The organism is Candidatus Vallotiella hemipterorum (assembly GCF_910593725.1).
Taxonomy (GTDB): Bacteria; Pseudomonadota; Gammaproteobacteria; order Burkholderiales; family Burkholderiaceae; genus Mycetohabitans; species Mycetohabitans hemipterorum.
On record NZ_OU343031.1, the window covers coordinates 758,571 to 778,598 of the forward strand.

11 protein-coding genes and 1 pseudogene are annotated in these 20,028 nt (G+C 42.2%); 8 read left to right on the forward strand and 4 right to left on the reverse strand.

What is annotated here, in order from left to right; all coding sequences use genetic code 11:
- Position 1: 1 nt before the first annotated feature.
- Positions 2–1,174 carry a regulator gene (locus tag KW136_RS02590; protein WP_216796939.1) on the reverse strand — a complete coding sequence of 391 codons (1,173 nt, stop codon included), beginning with the start codon at positions 1,172–1,174 and terminating at the stop codon, positions 2–4.
- Positions 1,175–1,781: 607 nt separating this feature from the next.
- Between KW136_RS02590 and KW136_RS02595 the strand changes: the two genes are divergently transcribed.
- The 8 genes and pseudogenes from KW136_RS02595 to dapA all read left to right on the forward strand — a co-directional run bounded on the left by KW136_RS02595 (position 1,782) and on the right by dapA (position 14,410).
- Positions 1,782–3,035 carry a lipoprotein-releasing ABC transporter permease subunit gene (locus KW136_RS02595; RefSeq protein ID WP_216796940.1) on the forward strand — a complete coding sequence of 418 codons (1,254 nt, stop codon included), beginning with the start codon at positions 1,782–1,784 and terminating at the stop codon, positions 3,033–3,035.
- Complete coding sequence (locus tag KW136_RS02600) at positions 3,028–3,753, forward strand: ABC transporter ATP-binding protein (RefSeq protein WP_216796941.1); 726 nt, start codon at positions 3,028–3,030, stop codon at positions 3,751–3,753. The genes KW136_RS02595 and KW136_RS02600 overlap by 8 nt, the downstream gene beginning before the upstream one ends.
- Positions 3,754–4,375: 622 nt before the next feature.
- Positions 4,376–6,025 (forward strand): CTP synthase, encoded by a 1,650-nt coding sequence (locus tag KW136_RS02605; protein ID WP_216796942.1) that lies wholly within the window; start codon positions 4,376–4,378, stop codon positions 6,023–6,025.
- A 55-nt stretch (positions 6,026–6,080) separates the two neighbouring features.
- The gene (gene kdsA, locus KW136_RS02610; RefSeq protein WP_216796943.1) at positions 6,081–6,935 is read left to right on the forward strand and encodes a 3-deoxy-8-phosphooctulonate synthase; all 855 of its coding nucleotides are present in this window, start codon (positions 6,081–6,083) and stop codon (positions 6,933–6,935) included.
- Between the two features lie 93 nt (positions 6,936–7,028).
- A complete protein-coding gene (gene eno, locus KW136_RS02615) occupies positions 7,029–8,312 on the forward strand; it encodes a phosphopyruvate hydratase (RefSeq protein ID WP_216796944.1) in 1,284 nt (427 codons plus the stop codon).
- Positions 8,313–8,434: 122 nt separating this feature from the next.
- A pseudogene (ftsB, locus tag KW136_RS02620) lies at positions 8,435–8,743 on the forward strand (cell division protein FtsB); the annotation flags it as partial.
- 2,955 nt (positions 8,744–11,698) lie between these two features.
- Positions 11,699–12,901: a tryptophan--tRNA ligase gene (locus KW136_RS02625; protein ID WP_216796948.1), complete on the forward strand. Its 1,203-nt coding sequence runs from the start codon at positions 11,699–11,701 to the stop codon at positions 12,899–12,901.
- 606 nt (positions 12,902–13,507) lie between these two features.
- Positions 13,508–14,410, forward strand: coding sequence for a 4-hydroxy-tetrahydrodipicolinate synthase (dapA, locus tag KW136_RS02630; protein ID WP_216796950.1), 903 nt, complete (start codon positions 13,508–13,510; stop codon positions 14,408–14,410).
- A 1,647-nt stretch (positions 14,411–16,057) separates the two neighbouring features.
- Here dapA and KW136_RS02635 read toward each other — a convergent pair.
- The 3 genes from KW136_RS02635 to KW136_RS02645 all read right to left on the reverse strand — a co-directional run bounded on the left by KW136_RS02635 (position 16,058) and on the right by KW136_RS02645 (position 19,772).
- Complete coding sequence (locus KW136_RS02635; RefSeq protein ID WP_216796952.1) at positions 16,058–16,264, reverse strand: hypothetical protein; 207 nt, start codon at positions 16,262–16,264, stop codon at positions 16,058–16,060.
- Between the two features lie 1,326 nt (positions 16,265–17,590).
- Positions 17,591–18,391, reverse strand: a complete 801-nt coding sequence (locus KW136_RS02640) for an inositol monophosphatase family protein (protein ID WP_216796953.1) — start codon at positions 18,389–18,391, stop codon at positions 17,591–17,593.
- 610 nt (positions 18,392–19,001) lie between these two features.
- Positions 19,002–19,772 carry a UDP-2,3-diacylglucosamine diphosphatase gene (locus tag KW136_RS02645; RefSeq protein WP_246583178.1) on the reverse strand — a complete coding sequence of 257 codons (771 nt, stop codon included), beginning with the start codon at positions 19,770–19,772 and terminating at the stop codon, positions 19,002–19,004.
- Positions 19,773–20,028: the final 256 nt, after the last annotated feature.

The following is a 20,028-nucleotide window of genomic DNA, read 5'->3' on the forward strand; positions in this document are numbered from 1 at the left end:
CCTATAATAATAGCGACGTAAACGGTCGACGCCGCCAAAATTTTTTTATCTCAATAGGGCGTATGACAAGCGTGGTTATAATATCGTTACCGCATAGAGTTAATGTGAGCTCCGAGAGTGTATGGCGTTTTAATGCTATGAGTGCAGGCGCAAACCAGTCTCGCTCCATTACCGAGAATATAGTGCGAAAGCCCGACCAGTCTTGCTGCAAGAATGGTATGCTCAGTTGATCAAGTTCGACTAGCGTTATACTATTTAGATCATAAGCTGCAGTCTGACTACCTATTTGTTTTAACAGCATATCAAAAGAGGTTGGCGGCATTCCTAATGCGGCAGCACCTGCAATCGCTAAACCACGTGTGGCTGATGCCCGAGATAGTACGCGCTCGAAGGGCCGCATCACCGGGGTTATACGCCCTTGCGCGTAAGGCCAAATTGAGTTAGCAGTAAGTAATCCTTGTGCTTCTCGAGCCTGGTTCACTGGATGTTTAAACCAAGCTATCTGGACCTCATTCTGCAGTTTTATCCATGTACGCGACCAGTGATTAATATTAGTCTCGTGCCGCAGCCAGACTCCAATATTATGTCCAGAAGCACGCAGTGGCGATGCGCTTGTTAATAAGCCGAGTGACTCACCAGATAAATACCAGCGTAGTGGCGTTGGAGCCACGATTTCTATGCCAAACTCCTCAATAATAGGTCTCGCGACGGAGAGTAGCTTAGCTGCATCATGTGGAGAAATCTGCAGCATATTAGGATCACTCAGAACTAGGTGAGTCTGAGCAACCTGCATATGCACGGGCTCAACGCATACCCATACGGCATCCCTCGGTTCACCACCATCCGCAAGAAGCAGGTACGGGGCGAAAGGCGCATCGGTATCAGTTGTGGTTAGATAGTCTACCGACTTTTTAGCTTTTTGGGGTAATTGAGGGGTAGCAGCTGTATAACCGATGCCGAAATAATGTGCTACCCACTGCTCATGAGGGAATGAACACTGAAAATCGCTCCAGACCACTCGCTCAACGAGCGTTGCGCACTTAATTAATCTATCTAGAGCTGGCTTAGACAAGTTTTGTAGAGCATATTGTTCGTTAGCTAACGGCGGCAACGCAAAATGTACTAGCAAGTGAAGGCGAGGGAGGGAGTGTATAGCATGCATGATAGAACGCATTGTAGTGCAAATCCATCAGTTATATCGATCTCTCCTGCTTAGCGCACGGTATATCTCTCGAGAGAAAGATACTGAGCGCTCTTATCTTACCTGCATGCCATCTATTTTAAGTAGTTTACATAGCCAGGGAAACTGCGGTTTATGTAAAATAATAAACGTCGGGTTATTATTCTGGGCAACGTGCAACGTAGCTAACTTAGCTATCACTAAAAAATCCTAGTATAAGGACCCTTATTGAGGTTTTTAATAAATTCTGTATGAATTTTTTTCTAAAAATTTTTAGAAAAAAGATATATGATCTTATTTATTAAATACTTAATATATAAGTTATTTTCACCGTCATTCGACAATTTTATTTTAGTCTCTTAAAAAAGACTAGCTGCTTTCGGGTATATATCAGCTTATCTAAATACCCGAATTTATTTATCTAACATAGTACCCCCAGAAAGCAGAATGCATTTTTTATGCATTCTAGACTAGAAGTTAGTAGTCAAATTTCTGCTAAAACAGAAAGAAACTGTAGAAATCAGTATTATATGACACACTGTGTTGTTACTCGAATCGCTGTACAGCATCTAGGGCGGTTAGTGTGTATCTAAGGATTAATTTGAAACTACCTTATGAATGGCAAATTGGCTTGCGCTATACGCGTACCGGAAAACGTTCTTCTGACAACGGATTTATTTCGTTTATTTCTCTAATTTCTATGTTGGGTATTGCCCTTGGTGTCGCGGCGTTAATTGTCGTACTGTCTGTAATGAATGGCTTCCAGAAAGAAGTACGCGACCGGATGCTATCAGTACTAGCACATATTGAGATTCTTTCGCCGATTGGCTCAATGCCAAACTGGCAATTAACTAATAATGAGGCACGCCAAAATTCATCGGTACTTGGCTGCGCTCCATACGTCGATGCTCAAGCGTTACTTGTGAGGAAAAACTCGGTCAACGGTGTTACCGTACGCGGAATTGATCCCGCTCTAGAGCCACAGGTATCCGACATTAGTACTAAGATCAAAATAGGGCGATTGGTCGATCTGAAGCCAGCATCGTTTAGTATTGTAATCGGCGTTAATTTAGCGAGTGCACTGGGTGTGACTCTAGGTGACAAAGTCATGCTAGTAGCGCCAGATGGAGACTTCACACCAGCCGATATGCTACCTAGATTTAAGCAATTTACTGTAGTTGGTATATTTGAGTCAGGTCACTATGAATTTGATAGAACTTTAGCACTAATATCGATTATTGATGCGCAGTCACTATTCCAGTTGAGTGCACCTACTGGTTTACGTCTTCGAATTAAAGATATGCAGCATGCTCCTGAAGTTGCGAGACAACTTACTGTGACACTATCCGGCCACCAGTATATCCGGGATTGGACGCAACAAAATAAAACTTGGTTTTCGGCAGTAAAAATTGAGAAAAGAATGATGTTTATTATTCTTATGCTGATTACTGCTGTCGCTACGTTTAACCTCGTCTCGTCATTAGTAATGACAGTTACCGATAAACAGGCCGACATTGCAATTTTACGAACACTTGGCGCTCAGTCTAGATCAATTATGAAGATTTTCATAATTCAGGGGGTCACTATTGGCTTCGTGGGCACCAGCATCGGCATTACGCTTGGTTGCATCTTGGCCGTCAGTATTCCATGGCTGGTGCCATTAATCGAGTATGCATTTAACTTTCAATTCTTGCCGCCGTCAATCTATTTTATTAGTGAACTACCTAGCGACTTAGTTATGGTTGACGTGATAAAGATTGGAACAATTGCTTTTGTGCTGTCTATACTTGCGACACTATACCCAAGCTGGCGGGGGGCTAAAGTGCATCCAGCTAAGGCATTGCGCTATGAGTAAAATAGCAGAAGAGCGGAAAATTGTGCTGGTTTCAAACGGCATATCGAAGACTTTTATGCATAATGGCCAGTCAGTGCCAGTACTAACTAATATACAATTACACGTATATCGCGGCGAGAAGCTAGCTATTGTAGGCTCATCTGGCTCTGGTAAGAGTACCCTGCTCCATATTCTAGGCGGGCTTGATAAGCCTAGCTCAGGGAGTGTGGAACTATTAGGTCGACCATTCTCCGATTTGACAGAGTGTGAACGCAATGATTTACGCAATAGTGCCCTAGGATTCGTCTATCAGTTTCATCATCTTTTACCGGAATTTACAGCGCTAGATAACGTCGCAATGCCCCTCCGGATTCGCCGCATGTCCCTTAAGGGCGCACGATACAAGGCATTAGCCATGCTGGAGCGTGTTGGCGTTGCGTATCTTGCGAAGCGTCGACCTAATGGGCTCTCCGGCGGGCAGAGGCAACGCGTGGCAATTGCACGAGCGCTAGTGACACGACCTGCGTGTGTACTGGCAGATGAGATAACTGGAAACCTCGATAGTCATACTGCGGAAATAGTCTTCCAGTTGATATCAGAATTATCGCAAACATTTAAAACAAGCTTCGTAATCGCCACACATGATATCGAGTTAGCCGCTCGTTGTAACCGGGTACTGCGCTTGCGAGATGGGGTTCTGCTAGACACAGGGATGGGGTTCTATGGGATACCACAATAGTGGTATACACTACTAATTCTTATATATTTAAAGTGTGGTGATAAACCGATTTGATAACATCGCACTAACGACGATGAGGCGATAACGCAGAGCCTAAATTAAAACCTATTGTTAGGTAAGTAATATATCTCTAGTGACCTCTTTTTTAAGAGAGATATTAATAATATTCAGGATAGTGCTATCGATATACTTTTACATATGTCTAATAGACTGGAACTAGATAAGTTCAACCGTTTAAATTGCTTGCGAGTCCTAGTAAAGTACAATAGGGTAGGCATTTAATATGAAAGCAGGCTTTTCACTCCAAAGCGCGCGTATCTCAGATAAGACCTATTGCTTTATATTGAGAATGTATCTCGTATATAGACTGCCTACACCGATAAGCTTTGTACCTGGTAGAAAGGAATCCTTAGGAGGTTCGGTAGAGACTAGATTATATAACATTCATTTAGCAACTAGCTCCTGATTCTAAGTAGATAGAGGGTCTATATGTGTAGATAATAAGCCGCCGCTTAACATTGCTTACGTGATCTATCGATACTAAAAGACCTAGATCGGGAACTCTTAGAGCAGAAAGCTAGATTTTTCTCATATAATCTGGCTTTCTAGCGAGAATCCATCGATGACTAAATATATATTTGTCACCGGCGGCGTAGTGTCTTCTTTAGGTAAAGGCATTGCTGCCGCATCCCTCGGCGCAATCCTCGAGTCTCGTGGTCTTAAAGTTATCTTATTGAAGCTCGATCCCTATATTAACGTTGACTCTGGAACTATGAGCCCATTTCAGCACGGTGAGGTATTCGTGACCGAAGATGGGGCCGAGACGGATCTAGACTTAGGCCACTATGAGCGCTTTATTAGCACAAAGACGCGGCGTGCTAATAATTTCACAACCGGCCAGGTCTACGAATCGGTAATTCGTAAAGAGCGCCGCGGTGAGTACCTCGGTAAAACGGTTCAGGTTATTCCTCATATCACGAATGAAATTCAGGCGTTCATCGAGCGTGGCGTTGCGTCGACGCCGGGTAGCCAGCCTGATACTGCGATCGTTGAAATCGGTGGCACAGTTGGTGACATCGAATCGCTTCCCTTCCTAGAGGCAGCAAGGCAGATGAGTTTACGGCTCGGACGACATTGCTCCTGCTTCGTACACTTAACGCTAGTCCCGTTTATTGCCACAGCCGGTGAGTTAAAAACTAAGCCAACTCAGCACAGCGTGCAAAAATTGCGGGAAATCGGTATCTCTCCGCACGTGCTGCTGTGCCGTGCCGATCGTCAGATCGAAGATAGCGATCGCGCCAAGATTTCGTTATTCTCAAACGTACCGCAGAATGCAGTTATCTCCGTCTGGGATGTAGACAGCATCTATAAGATCCCGAAAATGTTGCATAACCAGGGTTTAGACGAAATTATCTGTAGCGAGTTGCAGATGGATCCAAAGCCTGCAGATTTAGCTCCATGGTCCGACCTAGTATACCGACTCGAGCATCCGGCACACGAGGTTTCGATCGGCATAGTCGGTAAATATGTCGAACTTGTAGAATCGTATCAATCTTTAATCGAGGCGCTGCGCCATGCATCTTTGCATACACTTACACGCGCAAACATTGAGTATATTGACTCAGAGAAAATCGAAGCAGAGGGCGTCAATAGCCTTATACACCTAGACGCTATTTTAGTGCCAGGAGGTTTTGGGCAGCGTGGCACTGAGGGTAAAATTAGGGCGATCCGCTATGCCCGTGAAGCAAAAATACCATATCTTGGTATTTGTCTAGGCATGCAACTAGCGGTGATTGAATTTGCTCGCCATGTTGCGAATCTAAACCAGGCTAATAGCACTGAGTTCGAGCCGTCGACACCTAATCCGATCGTCGCTTTAATTACCGAATGGTATGACCCCAATGGGACTCGAGAAAAGCGCGGTGAATCTTCAGACCTTGGTGGTACAATGAGATTAGGCGCGCAGCGCTGTCCGATTAAGCCAGGCACACGCGCTCAACAAATCTACGGAAATGATGTTAACGAGCGGCATCGGCATCGTTATGAGGTTAATAACAATTTCGTGCCGGTACTTGAGGCTAGTGGGATGATTATTAGCGCCCATACACTGGCCGAAAATCTACCAGAGATGATGGAGTTAAGCACGAATATGCATCCGTGGTTCGTCGGCTGTCAATTTCATCCCGAATTCACGTCAACACCACGCAAGGGTCATCCTCTGTTTAATGCATATCTTGAAGCAGCGCTGATGCATCATAAACAAGCGGCATAGCCCAAAAAGGAATAGTAGCTGAGAGGCGCCTTACTAATGCAGGATAGGAGTCAATATGGAGCTATGTGATTTTGCGGTCGGTCTAGATAAACCACTCTTCTTGATTGCCGGAACCTGTGTTATTGAGTCTGAGCAGCTAGCGCTTGATACCGCTGGCTGCCTCAGCGAGATTTGTAAAAAAATGCGCATTCCATTTATTTATAAGTCATCGTACGATAAAGCTAATCGAAGTTCAGATCAATCATTTCGAGGAGTTGGCATAGATAAAGGCTTACGTATTCTCAGCGAGGTGCGGCGCCAGATTGGCGTGCCAGTACTGACTGATGTGCATACAGAGAATGAGATCGATGTAGTAGCATCAGTCGTCGATGTACTACAAACGCCGGCGTTCCTATGCAGACAGACTGATTTTATTCGAGCATGCGCCCGTTCAGGTAAGCCCGTCAATATTAAGAAAGGACAATTTCTAGCGCCGTATGATATGAAAAATATAATTGATAAGGCACGTTCAGCAGCCAAAGAAGCTGGGCTGTCAGCAGACCGATTTCTTGCTTGTGAACGTGGCACTTGCTTCGGCTATAACAACCTCACCTCTGATATGCGTTCGCTTACTATCATGAGAAAAAGTGGCGCCCCTGTTGTATTTGATGCAACCCATTCGGTGCAGCTGCCTGGTGGTCAGGGAACTCAGTCTAGCGGGCAGCGAGAGTTTGTGTCAGCTTTAGCACGTGCTGCTGTTGCAGTTGGCATTTCTGGATTATTTATGGAAACGCATCCATATCCTGCTCGGGCGAAGTCTGATGGCCTAAACTCAGTACCTTTACAGCAAATGCATGCATTACTAGAAATGCTTGTGACTCTTGATCGTATAGTAAAATCTACAGTTCTGCTGGAAAAAGATTTTACTTGAGTATACACGTAGTTTACGATTTAGTAATATCTCTAATTATCGCTCTGTTGACTTAAAACATCAAAACCGATTTATCCTTTCTATAAAAACAGTATGAGTACTATCGTAGATATTATTGGTCGCGAGATTCTTGATTCGAGAGGTAATCCAACTGTCGAGTGCGACGTATTTCTTGAATCAGGCGCAATGGGTCGCGCAGCGGTTCCATCCGGTGCGTCAACAGGGTTGCGTGAAGCAATTGAACTACGTGACAACGAAGCTAGACGCTATAGTGGTAAAGGGGTGCTTAAAGCGGTTAGGCATATTAATACCAGCATTTCTAAAGCCATCAGAGGTCTAGAGGCATCTAAACAAGTCTTGTTAGATAAAACCTTACTAGAGCTAGATGGCACTGAGGATAAATCTCACATGGGTGCGAATGCGATGCTCGCCGTATCGATGGCAATTGCAAAAGCCGCTGCTAAGGAGGTAGGCTTGCCTCTATATCGCTACTTTGGCGGTTCCGGTACCATGCAATTGCCTGTACCTATGATGAATATTGTAAATGGTGGCGCGCACGCGAATAATAGTCTAGATATCCAAGAGTTTATGATTGTGCCCGCGAACCGGCCGACTTTTCGTGAAGCACTACGATGTGGCGCTGAGATATTTCATGCATTATATGAGATTTTATCAAAGCGTGGTATGAGCACTGCAGTCGGCGACGAAGGCGGTTTTGCGCCGAACTTCAGGAGTAACAATGAATGCCTTTCAACGATTTTACAGGCGATTGAAAAAGCTGGTTATCGCGCTGGCGAAGACGTGCTACTCGCGCTTGATTGCGCAGCCAGCACGTTTTATAAAGATGGTAAGTATAATCTTGTTAACGAAGATCTACAGTTGTCATCTTCTGAGTTTACGGACTATCTTAAAATATTAGTCGAAAAGTTTATGATTATTTCGATCGAAGACGGCCTACATGAAGACGACTGGAATGGCTGGAAGCTTCTAACCGACCGGTTAGGTAAAAAAGTTCAGCTAGTAGGCGACGATTTATTTGTGACCAATACACGCATCCTGCAAGAGGGAATTAAGAAGGGAATTGCAAATTCTATCTTAATAAAGATTAATCAGATTGGAACGCTAACCGAGACTTTTGAGGCCATTGAGATGGCTAAGAGAGCTAGCTACACTTCTATTGTGTCACATCGTTCCGGTGAAACTGAAGATACAACAATAGCCGATATAGCTGTTGGCTTGAATGTAGGCCAGATTAAGACTGGCTCGCTGTCGCGCAGCGACCGAATTTCTAAGTACAATCAGCTTCTTCGTATTGAAGAAGATCTTGGTGACATTGCAAGTTATTCTGGACTCTCTACATTTTATAATTTGCGCTAATATAATAAACGGATCACGTAGCACTGCAGTCATCGATAATCTAATAAAATATTTTGCTCGTACGATTGACCATTGCCTTTAAGATCGTGAGGATAATTTTTTTGCAATCCGCGTCCAGTATTATGCGGCCAGTTAGCGTTGTTTTAGTTGGATTAATTTTGCTAATTCAGCTTCTATTATGGCGCGGCTGCAGCAGCTGGTTACACATTCGCGAGCTGCAGAAGCAGATCGCGACGCAACAGAAAAAAAATAATAATTTAAAGCTATGTAATCAAAAAATAGCTAGAGAGGTACAAGATCTCCAAGATGGAACTGCTTTAATAGAAGAACGAGCGCGCTATGAGATGGGGATGATTAGAGACGGTGAAGTCTTTATGCAGTTCGTATCACCTAATGCTCTTCAGTGTGTCCGTCCAGTTAGCACAATCAATAATTCGCTTAGATGTGAATAAAAGCTAGCTTAGGCTTCAGCATAAAGATGAGTATTAAATACCGATTATCTATGATACCACGTCGTGGCATTAATAGCATGCTAAATAGAGTCTAGATAGTATGTAGTCGTGTTCCGCTTATAAACTGCATCTTTTGACTACTACTCTATTTTTATAGCATCGCTTTTACCTGAGTGCGGGTAGCAGTAAGCGAGCAGGTAACCCTATAAACTATTATTTTATAATAATACTCAACACTCTACCGATTACCAATCAAGTCATCTAAGGGCGTAAGCGCGAGTACAAAGTTTTACATAATAACGCGTATAAAATATTTATTTATCTTATATTAATCTAGCGTATTGCGCTATAAATGCAGTGCAGTACTGCTAGATTGGCGTTAGCTCCACTTGTCCACTTGATCAGCCATTAAACACGGCTCACATAAGCCTAGATGCTATTTGTTGAATAAATTTCTTTAAAAGAATTGCATGGATCCGCGATTTAGTCAAATATATAATTCTTAACTTTAGAAGTTAGAGTATACTTCTATGTGATCTTAATCTATTTAAATAGTATCGAATTATATTAGGTATTCTGGGATTTTAGTAACCCTCTTGCATGAGGGCCTCAGTCTATATTATTTAATTCTGAATAGTACATATATTATTATATGCGCCATCCAGAATTATTCCGTAAGAACTAAGAAATTTCTACACCAGTAGTTTAGACTACTTGGTTCTTAAAGCCTTAGCTTTTTAATAAAATGAACCCTCATATAGAGGCCGCATCTATTAGACTCTATCTACGATATACTATCGTTTATATCGACTAAAGTACAGAAGTATTAAGGAATTATATGGTTGATGCACATGGGCATGTTTACGCCAGTATCTATCATATTAGATCTACATGCTTAGTAGGGTTTAGCGCATACATAGAGAAAGTATACGACGTGGCTACATATACTAACATTTATTGTATTTTACGTAATATATCTATACCTCATAGAGAGGAGTAATCTCCGGGATGCTCAATATGATATATTATGATGAATCTGATCGAGATCGGAGAGTATCACTTCTCGACTCCGTCTATATGGCTTAGATAGAGTCGAGAATGCGTACAAAGAATTTCTAAAAAACTCGGGAAAAAGACTATTATAATTAAGCAATCTTATTCTTTTATAGAATTTAGATAATGCCTTTACTTTAAATAATTTTTATGCATATTATGAATCTATATATATGAATCTTTAGAGTGCGATAATATACATATTTTTGTGCATAAAGTATTAATAGATAAATCTATTAGCATAGTTATAATGTGTTATTAATATGTCGAATAGAAACTAGCCTATAATTTCAGCTATACTGGGTGCATATATGCTCTGTAATATAGCTAATAGCCAGTTATAAAGCATTTTTGCCAACCAGGCTCCGCCTACTATTTACCTAGTAGGACTAGTTATTAATAAACAAAAATAGACATTCGGTAGCTAAGAAAACAAAGTGGTTTATATTAAAAATATCACGGGTATAAAAGCAGTCGGCATAATATATTAAATTTAGACTTATTTTTTGTGGCACCTGCTTTATTATGCGTTTCTGTCTTCGCCTCGGTCTATGCAGTAGACACTGTTTACATGTCTGGCCGTTACTTTTTGGGGACGAGAAGGAGATCCCTATATTGTTAGTCTTTGCATTAATATGCAATAAGATAGATTAGATCCGCGAACATCGTAGCTAGCTTCGAATATCTGGAATGTTGCAAGTATACTCGTGAATTGCGACACGTCTCCCCTGCGACTCAATTAACGAGACTACAGAGAGATCGGGGCAATAACTATACTAATATTCTAATATACGCAAGTAAAATTACACTTGGTGCTATATATAGAGTGTAGTTCAAATGCCTCCATATCTAGCGATAGCGCAATTATTGATAAGGTTAGTTCCCTCACAAGGGACTAATATTTTTGTTAAAAATGTATCACTTATTCGGATACTCTTATCGTATTAGTCATGTAGAGTTAGGATGAGCGTACTGGATCAGACGATTATTTAGTTCTCGTAAGGCTGCAACTCCCGGTAATCGAATAAAGTTAACTTGTTTAGAAGCTAGAGATTGCTCAACGCTCTGTAAGAGACCTGTATAAAACTCGATCTCTGTAGATGGATATGAGACCTGTCCTGTTAAGATATCTACTGGGACCACTTGAAAATAAGAATAGGAAATGCTCGTTTTAGTAGGTTATAACTAATTAGAGTCCTTTAAACGCGCACAGTGATTTCCGATTTGCACAGGGTGTGGGGTTCGTTCGGCATATGTCAGTGCGACTGATTATCGACGCCTTGTTACAAGGGTGTGATGAACTCTCTCGCATAGAAAATTTACTGTGTTACTTCTGCTTTGCGAGATTACATTGTATGAAGCATGCGTACGGTTATTAGCGCCTGCTACTTCATACTTCAGTGATAATGTCGCGTACTTAACGAGGCGTATATCGCTTAATCTAATGCGGCATATTAATCTGACGGGTGCGATCATAATGCACATAATCATGTTATTTTTAACCAGTGGTGCATACGCCCTCGGCTATGTAAAACCGGTGCTAGTCAATTTTAGCCAATTGCCTTATCCTCGCCGGCCTAGCGCTATGTTCTCAAACCTATATTTCCTCTGCTACTGCTTGATGGTAGGCGCATGATCGTTTCTCTGTTGCCTATGCGTATTGCTTATCTCTTCGTAAAGATCGTCGAGCCTTATGGCTTTTATAGTTATAACGCTAGTAATAACACGCACGTACTCAATATATTGAGGATGCGTCCGCTAGTAAGCGCGGGCTACAACATAGTTTTCTGAATATTGCATCTAATCATTCTTTTATTTGGCTGCGTCTGAGAAGGTACTGGGTAACCTCCGACGATTTTTAACATCTGACCTCTTGATACTATGTTTCCAGACCGAATTTTCTCCGGTATGCGTCCAACCGGCTCACTACATCTTGGTCATTACCATGGTGTATTAAAGAACTGGATCAAGCTGCAATCCGAATATCCATGTTTCTTCTGCGTGGTTGACCTGCATGCACTAACTACGCACTATGAAACACCAGATATAATAGAAAAAAATGTATGGGAAGTATTAATCGACTGGCTTGCGTCCGGCATTGACCCGGCTCAGGCTACGTTATTTATTCAGAGCCATGTGCAGGAGCATGCGGAGTTATCGCTGCTTTTAGGCATGAGTACGCCGCTTGGTTGGCTCGAGAGAGTGCCTACCTATAAAGAGCAGATTGAGAAGTTACATGATAAGGATCTAGATACATATGGATTTTTCGGCTATCCGGTACTTATGGCAGCAGACATCCTGCTATACCGCGCATCGCTAGTACCCGTAGGCGAGGACCAAGTTCCACATGTAGAAATAACGCGCGAGATTGCTCGCCGATTTAACTACTTATATGGGCGTGAGCCAGGCTTTGAGGATAAAGCTAATGAGGCAGCCAGAAAACTTGGTGGAAAGCGATCTAAGTTATACCACGAGTTGCGAAATGCTTACCAGCAGGAGGGCAACGAAGAGGCACTAGAACAGGCTCGTGCACTACTACAAGAGTCACAAAGCCTATTGATGAGTGACCGCGAGCGTCTTTTTGGCTATCTCGAGGGCTCGCGCAAGATTATTTTGGTTGAGCCACAGGTAATGCTAACTGAGGCATCACGAATGCCAGGGCTTAATGGGCAGAAGATGTCTAAGTCATATAGTAATATGATTGGTCTTCGAGAAAATAAGGTCTCGATAGAGAAGAAAATCCACAAGATGCCGACTGATTCAGCCCGTGCGCGTCGTAGCGATCCTGGAGATCCGAATAAATGTCCGGTATGGCGATTGCACCAAGCTTATACGAATCCAGCAACACACGAGTGGGTATGGCGTATTTGCCGGAATGCAGAGGCTGGTTGCTTAGAGTGCAAGCAGCCAGTGATTGATAGCATTCTGCTTGAGCAACAGCAAATGCTCGAGCGGGCACAGAAGTATATAGATGATTCATCACTACTACGTGCGATTGTTGCAGATGGCTGCGATAAAGCTCGAAAGTTAGCTTATGAGACTATGCGAGACGTACGCGAGGCTATGGGAATTTCATATAGTTAATAATCGTATCACTACTTCGGCAGAATTCTTCTAATAGACGTATTTAGCGCTGTACTGAACATAACACTCGGAGGTTGTTGACACATTCAATATTTATATAGCGTTACAATCTCTCTGTTAAGCTGGATAGTGATTAGAAGTACTTATCTAATTACTAATATTTCACTGTATGATAACCTATATTTTTCGAAGAACATTAGAGACTTGTAGCTATTCTTGTCAACGCAGTCTCTATGCCGCCTATTATTTGATAGTCTGATTAGAATACTCGGTATTAATAACGTAGCACTGCACAAAATATTCAAGCGTAGCTATAAACGCTAGGGCAACTTCTAAACTTAGCCTCCTATGTATTAGGTATAGGCATAGCTATGAGCTATAGTGTAAATTCTCTCTGATAGTGCGCATCATTACATTTCTATAGTGCCGCTTAGTAGGCCTCTGCTAAAGCCTTTCCGCTAAAGTAGCTGTAGGTAGACTATTTGAGAAAGCCGAGACAGAGCTTCTCGGCTATAAAGAGGAACACATATAAGGGGAGAACAAGATACGATTTGTCTAGCCAATCCGCTACAATCTTAATTTAACGTTGATTTTTCAGATAGTTTCATGAACCAAGCAATGCAAGCTACGCTAATTAGCGGTAGCATTCCGGCGATTGTCACGCCGATGCTAGAAGACAGGGCACTAGATCTTCCGGCATTTCGCGCACTGATCGACTGGCATATCGAAGAGGGCAGTAATGCACTGCTTGTGGTTGGTACGAGTGGCGAGTCAGCGACTCTATCTGTCGAAGAACATGTGTTGCTAGTTGAAACGGCGGTTAAGCATGCGGCGTGCCGCATCCCGATTATCGCCGGAGCAGGCGGAAACTCGACTGGTGAAGCGATCGAGTTGACCAGAGCGGCTAAGGAGGTAGGCGCTAACGCATCTCTGCAGGTTGTACCCTACTACAATAAGCCGACACAAGAGGGAATATACCGACATTTTAAGTCGATCGCCGAAGCGGTCGATCTACCCGTGTTTCTATATAACGTTCCAGGCCGCACTATTGCTGACATGAGCAACGAAACGATCCTAAAACTTGCTCAGGTACCAGGCATTGCAGGCGTGAAGGATGCGACCGGAAATATCGATCGCGGAGTCAATCTGATTAAGGCAGCGCCAGTCAATTTTTCAATTTTTAGCGGAGATGATCCAACCGCTATTGCATTAATGCTACTAGGTGGACATGGAAATATATCGGTTACAGCTAATGTAGTGCCGCGCGCGATGAGTGAGCTATGTCGTGCCGCGATCGCAGGTGATGCGAAGACTGCTCGAGCACTTCACCTAAGACTCTTATCATTACATAAGCACTTATTTGTAGAGTCAAACCCGATTCCAGTTAAATGGGCATTACAGCAGATGGCAAAAATCCGTGGAGGTATCCGATTACCGCTGACACCGCTTTCAGATCAACACCATGAAACCGTTCGAACTTCACTGCACTCTGCAGGGGTAGTGAGTTAACCTAGTTCTGCTAGGAGCATTGCATAAATAGAGAGTGGTCAGTATTATTTCTAATATGGAGAATCTCCTAGAGAGTTTTTATTTTTTATGTCGATAAAATCGACTGTATGTGCAATTACTATGTTTTCTCTAACAGACTGTAATACAGTTAATAATTTTCTCTCTGCAGATAGCATCGATTATAAGAACAAGATTTGCATGTCTCAGCTTCAGATGCCGATAGATCTAGAAGCCATGCTGCTTAACCAGCGTTATGGTATACCGTATATAACTAAAAATCTTGGTAATCAGCTAAGCTTAGAGATAATAGTAGGCAGTAATACGATAAAAAGCATTTCTGCCCCTCAGAATTTCAATGAAAGACACGCCTCGATCAGGACAAGACGCGTCTCTAATAGAGATAAAAGGCCACCCTAGACGAGCTATGATCTCAGCTTAAAAAATTTTAGGAGAAAAGTAGTTTTATACTGCAACAAATTCACGAGTAATGGGAATAATTAAAACAGACTGGGCTAAAGATTCCTAGTAACTAGTTCTCTAACCTATATACAAAAAATGTTAAGCTTTATATGTGCCTATCAAGCTTACGGAATGATTCCGTATATTGAAGTCGAGCGCGTAGTAAAACAGGAGAATGCTATTCTGATTATAATATCGCATACTTCTCGAAAAAATATCCCTAGAAGAGATAAAATCCTCTAGAGTAGGGTCGCGCAACTGCGCGATCTAAAGCTGACACCAGCTATTTATACGAAATAATATATAATTCAGGGCTAATCAACAAAAACCGTAACAGTTAATCGACTAAACACGACATGTTACTATCAAAATAGAGTAGTACAATCATACGGCGCCCTAACCCTTTATATAGCTAGTTTTGAACCGTATTGATTTATATCAATCTTGTTCTTAAAATAATGCCATAAGCGAGAGTATTTACTTGGTAGGTTGCTCCTGTATTGCAATCCGCATATCTCTGGAGAGGAGGTATCTAATTACAGCAAACTTAAAAGATAAGTAAGCGACTTAGCTTTTAGTAATTGATAATCAGCCAACCTAATATGTATATTACCGCTTAGCAGATAGTAAAGGCCATTCATATCAGCTATATTAGGGTCTATATTATTAACAATAAGCAGCATGTTACTACGTTGTCTGAGGCAGATGCCCCCCCCGAAGAGAAGCTCAGTGTAAATTCTTGTGATATTTATATGTTTAAGTATTAAGTTTTTAATTTTTTATGTAATGATATTAAGGAATAAGTATTCTAAACTACATAAGAATCCAGCGCTAAGCGCCAATAGCGGGTTTGAGTTTTTACGATCTATCGGGCTCAGAGGGGTAATTAATCTTAGAAGCATAAATCAACTAATGTTATATTTCTAGAATAGTAAAGTTTAAATTTAATTTTTTTAAAAACTAGGATTTATAAGGAATAACATAAAAAATAGTAAAAATAAGGAAAAATAAGCCGCTTAATTGATACCGCTTACTTACCCCTTAATAAGGTGCTGCAATACCCTCCCTCCATCTGGATTTGTAATCAAAGCTTAAGAGCACGCTTTCAATGCACCTCAAATTCACGATGTATTAAGCCCCCCCCTAAAAGAACCGGCTATAGGCCGGTTCTTTTTCTGATAGCAACTACTAGCTAGCGCTTTGGGCTGCAGTATGAGCTGAGCCGGTATCACTTAAATCAGTAGCAGTCGAGGTAGGCGCTTGCAGAGCCGCGGTTGGAGACAATGAGGCAGGAGTATCGGTAGCGGGAGCCGAACTGGCGCTCTCATCTTTTTTGCCGCAAGCCGCAAGAGTTATTACTGCTAATAGAGATACTACGAGGAGGGATTTCTTCATGATCACGTCCTTTTATGGTTTAGGTAAGCAACAGCGCAAATAATACAGAATTATGTGATTTAACACCCATCTATAGCTGCAAGTAAGAGGGATGCGATAAGTATGCAACGCACCAGCGGCATCGGCAGAAATTATATGTATTTTTATATTGACCGTCGATTAATTTAAGTTTAGTTTGTTATCTTTTACGGACAAAATAGCGTATCGTAAGCCACTAAATCCTATTGATTACCAATTTATATAGAATATATTACATCTGTAACAGCGCATTATATAATATATGTGCGTAGGAAAACGCCTATTCCTGGACTAATAGTATCTTTCTTCAAATTCCTGGGTACCGCAGTCATATAGCATTTAGCGTTTTCTGTATCTAATGTCGCTTGTAGTTGCCTGGTGCTTTGTACGTTTATCCGTAACTAATCTCGATATAAAAGCTATAAATCCTATGATATTCAACGAGAAGATTCTAAAATCCCCGTTCGGGTGCGTTCTTGTGTTTTAGATCGCCGATAAAGTGTCAGAAGTTCTCTAAAATGTCGCGCAATTTGTCTAAATTTTTTATAGCTAAAATAAATAACACTATCTCTTACTATTGTGGTAGACCACCTGTAATGGCTCGCTGTAACAAGGTTAATACTTTTCGGGCTAGGTGTATAAATAATGTCGCGGGGTAATAGCCAGTACGATACATGCACGAAGTGTGGGTAGCCCCTTAGTTGATAGCCAAGCAAAATATGCAACTTATTCTTGTGAAACTGCTAGAAATCGGATACTCGATATTTCGTATATAAAAGATAAAACCAAGTAGTTATACATGTATCACGTAATTCAGCTATATCTCGAAGCTGCGCTCTAAGCAAGGAAAATCTGCTCTAATGCGCTCGATGTCAGAAATCTACCGCAGAGAATGGCGGAGCGTACTGAGAGCTTTACCTAGTAGCTAATTATAAGGCAACATAGAAATCCTGCCGTGAGTCGAGCGCACCGATTCCGCCAGATTTCGAGCGCATAATGCCGCTAGTGATGCAGCAAGTGTCTACCAGTCGAACGTATATAGATACGTCAAACAGAGAGCAGAATTAGGGAATTCTATACCTTGCAGTATTTTAGTTAACTTAAAGTTGCGTCGTATAACCAGATTTAGACTGATATAATCAGATTCTTCCTGCACTTTAAGTGAGCGGACGTGCAACATATTCTGCCCCTAAGTCTATGCCGCATAAAAGATGTTCTGATCAGTTACCAGATCTCGAATAAATACTATTTGAATCTAATGCGCTACTAGTACAATTCTGCTATGTTGGTGCACCAGTATTTTGATGATTAGATAGGCGTTTTAACTCTGCTATATGGCCTTAAAATCTGAACCATTTGCGCATACTGTTTTGAGTTGCCCGCGACGATTTCATGCTGGTACAGGAAAGTAGAGTCACCTGTATAATTGCCGACTAGCCCTCCAGCTTCGCTAATGAGTAGGCTACCAGCCGCAACATCCCACGGTTGAATGCCTTGTTCAAAGAAGCCATCATAGCGACCTGCAGCTACATACGCAAGGTCTAGCGCTGCTGCGCCCGGACGGCGTAGGCCAGCACACACACGCGTCATTTCGCTGAACAGCTTTAAGTACTCATCTAGTCCGCTCTGATCCCGGAATGGAAAACCAGTACCAATAAGCCCATCAGCTAGTCGGTCTCGCCGCGATACGCGGATACGCCGGTCGTTAAGAAACGACCCACAGCCACGCGATGCCGTAAATAAGTCATTGCGTGTCGGGTCGTAGATAACTGCCTGTGTAATAACGCCCCGATGGGAAAGCGCAATTGATACGCAGTACTGGGGAAATCCATGGATAAAGTTTGTCGTACCATCGAGCGGATCAATAATCCATAAATTCTCGGATTCGCTAGCGCTAGCGCCTGATTCTTCAGCAAGGAATCCATGCTCTGGATATGCTGCATGTAAAGTGTCAATGATTGCCGCCTCCGCTGCTGTATCAACGTTAGTAACGAAATCATTATGCTGTTTTTTATTCACTTGTAGGAGATTGATGTCCAATGAAGCGCGGTTAATAATCTGCCCGGCACGGCGCGCAGCCTTAACAGCGGTATGAAGCATTGGATGCATGGGCTTTTCCTTGGGCTCAGAGCCACTGCAGCAGCACGATACCACCATGCAGCTAGATCCGGCTAATTGATGAAGAACGGGGCGCAACACTATATTGCTATCTTACAGTAGCGCAATGAACCTATAATTCTACCAGTAAGTGCATACTATGTATTAACACAACTCTTAATGCTGTTGCGTTTGTAAATAATATTCAAGGTCTTTCCGGTTGAATCTACGCTAAGAATTAGTGTCTCACTTAACGCAGATTGCTTATGGTTGATGCGATTCTTAGGTATCAAACCTTTGTAACTATACAGCGATTTTTTATTAGGGGTGGGTTTAGCATCGGCGTTCTTCTCACTAGTCGAGTCAAGAAATCCAGGCAATATTGGTACATCGACCCGCGCCTTAATTTACTAGTCTCTATTACACGTTGACTGCACGTGTACGAAAGTGTGTCCTCTATACCGATGTTTATAGACCGTATGCTTTGCTATATATGCCTTTATAGCGTAAAGGCTGCATTATAAGTGAGAGCAGATAAAAATCTAAGTTAATTATAGGTTGGTGCTAGGGTAATATTACCGACCCATAAACCAGTGGTAATATTATTTAAAGTCTACAGAAACTATACTAAGCTACCTCCAGTATTAAGCTGTAGCAGACGGATTCCGTTATAATCAATCTGGAGATAACCGCCTCGTGGCGCACCGTGGTCTAGTTCCCAGTCTGGAAGTACCCAGCGTGCGGTTCCATAGTGGTAATGAAAAGCAGGTAAATGCGTATGCCCATGAATCATTATGCGAGTATGAGTTCTAGCGAATAGGTATGAAAGCGCACTAAATGTCGCGTCATGCTGTGAAGATGGTTGCGTCGATTGAGCAAGGCGCTTACGCCGCATACTCTTCCCGACTTTTTCGCGCCAGCGCAGCGGAAGTGCAAAAAATAGGCTTTGTGCAACCGCGGTGCGAGAAATGTAGCGAAATCGTTGATAGACAACATCCGCAGTGCACAGTGCATCGCCATGCGTGAGCACAATTCGCTCGCCAAAAGCTGTGATGACGTATGGATCAGGCAGAAGTATTGCGCTTGCAGTCTTCATGAATCTAGAGCCAAGCAGGAAATCTCGATTGCCATGCATCACGTACAATGTAATGCCGCGTTCCGATAGCGTATGCATTAGCTTAGCGATATGTTGTGCAAATGGCAAGGCAAGCATGTCATCACCTATCCAATATTCGAAGAGATCGCCCAGAATAAACACCGCATCGACAGCGCTTGCGGTTACACAGATGAAGTGTTCAAATGCGGCAACAGTGCGAGGTAGTGACTCACTTAGATGCAGGTCGGATATTAGCAGCATCGAGTAGAATACGGTGCGTTTATTAGTTAAATGCAACGTATGCGTTTAAAACTCAGACAAAAATTTTCTATATAAAAAATTCTAGAGGCACATTCCAGTAAAAGCTATAAATATAGATATATACTGCTTTAACTTTGTAGACTAGCTCTATTCTGATTACCTATATAAAATATAACGCGCTGTCGGGAGTCTGCAGTTACTAGCATGGTACGATTCAGCTTAGGAAAGAGTTACTAAAAATGTTAACTAAGAGTTTTTTAAAATGTAAAACTCTAATACCTAAAATTATAGA

What these genes read in the sequence shown, in the direction of transcription:
- KW136_RS02590 (WP_216796939.1), bottom strand. Translation starts at nt 1,174, where the DNA reads ATGCGTTCTATCATGCATGCTATACACTCCCTCCCTCGCCTTCACTTG.
- KW136_RS02600 (WP_216796941.1), top strand. Translation starts at nt 3,028, where the DNA reads ATGAGTAAAATAGCAGAAGAGCGGAAAATTGTGCTGGTTTCAAACGGC.
- KW136_RS02605 (WP_216796942.1), top strand. Translation starts at nt 4,376, where the DNA reads ATGACTAAATATATATTTGTCACCGGCGGCGTAGTGTCTTCTTTAGGT.
- kdsA (WP_216796943.1), top strand. Translation starts at nt 6,081, where the DNA reads ATGGAGCTATGTGATTTTGCGGTCGGTCTAGATAAACCACTCTTCTTG.
- eno (WP_216796944.1), top strand. Translation starts at nt 7,029, where the DNA reads ATGAGTACTATCGTAGATATTATTGGTCGCGAGATTCTTGATTCGAGA.
- KW136_RS02625 (WP_216796948.1), top strand. Translation starts at nt 11,699, where the DNA reads ATGTTTCCAGACCGAATTTTCTCCGGTATGCGTCCAACCGGCTCACTA.
- dapA (WP_216796950.1), top strand. Translation starts at nt 13,508, where the DNA reads ATGAACCAAGCAATGCAAGCTACGCTAATTAGCGGTAGCATTCCGGCG.
- KW136_RS02635 (WP_216796952.1), bottom strand. Translation starts at nt 16,264, where the DNA reads ATGAAGAAATCCCTCCTCGTAGTATCTCTATTAGCAGTAATAACTCTT.
- KW136_RS02640 (WP_216796953.1), bottom strand. Translation starts at nt 18,391, where the DNA reads ATGCATCCAATGCTTCATACCGCTGTTAAGGCTGCGCGCCGTGCCGGG.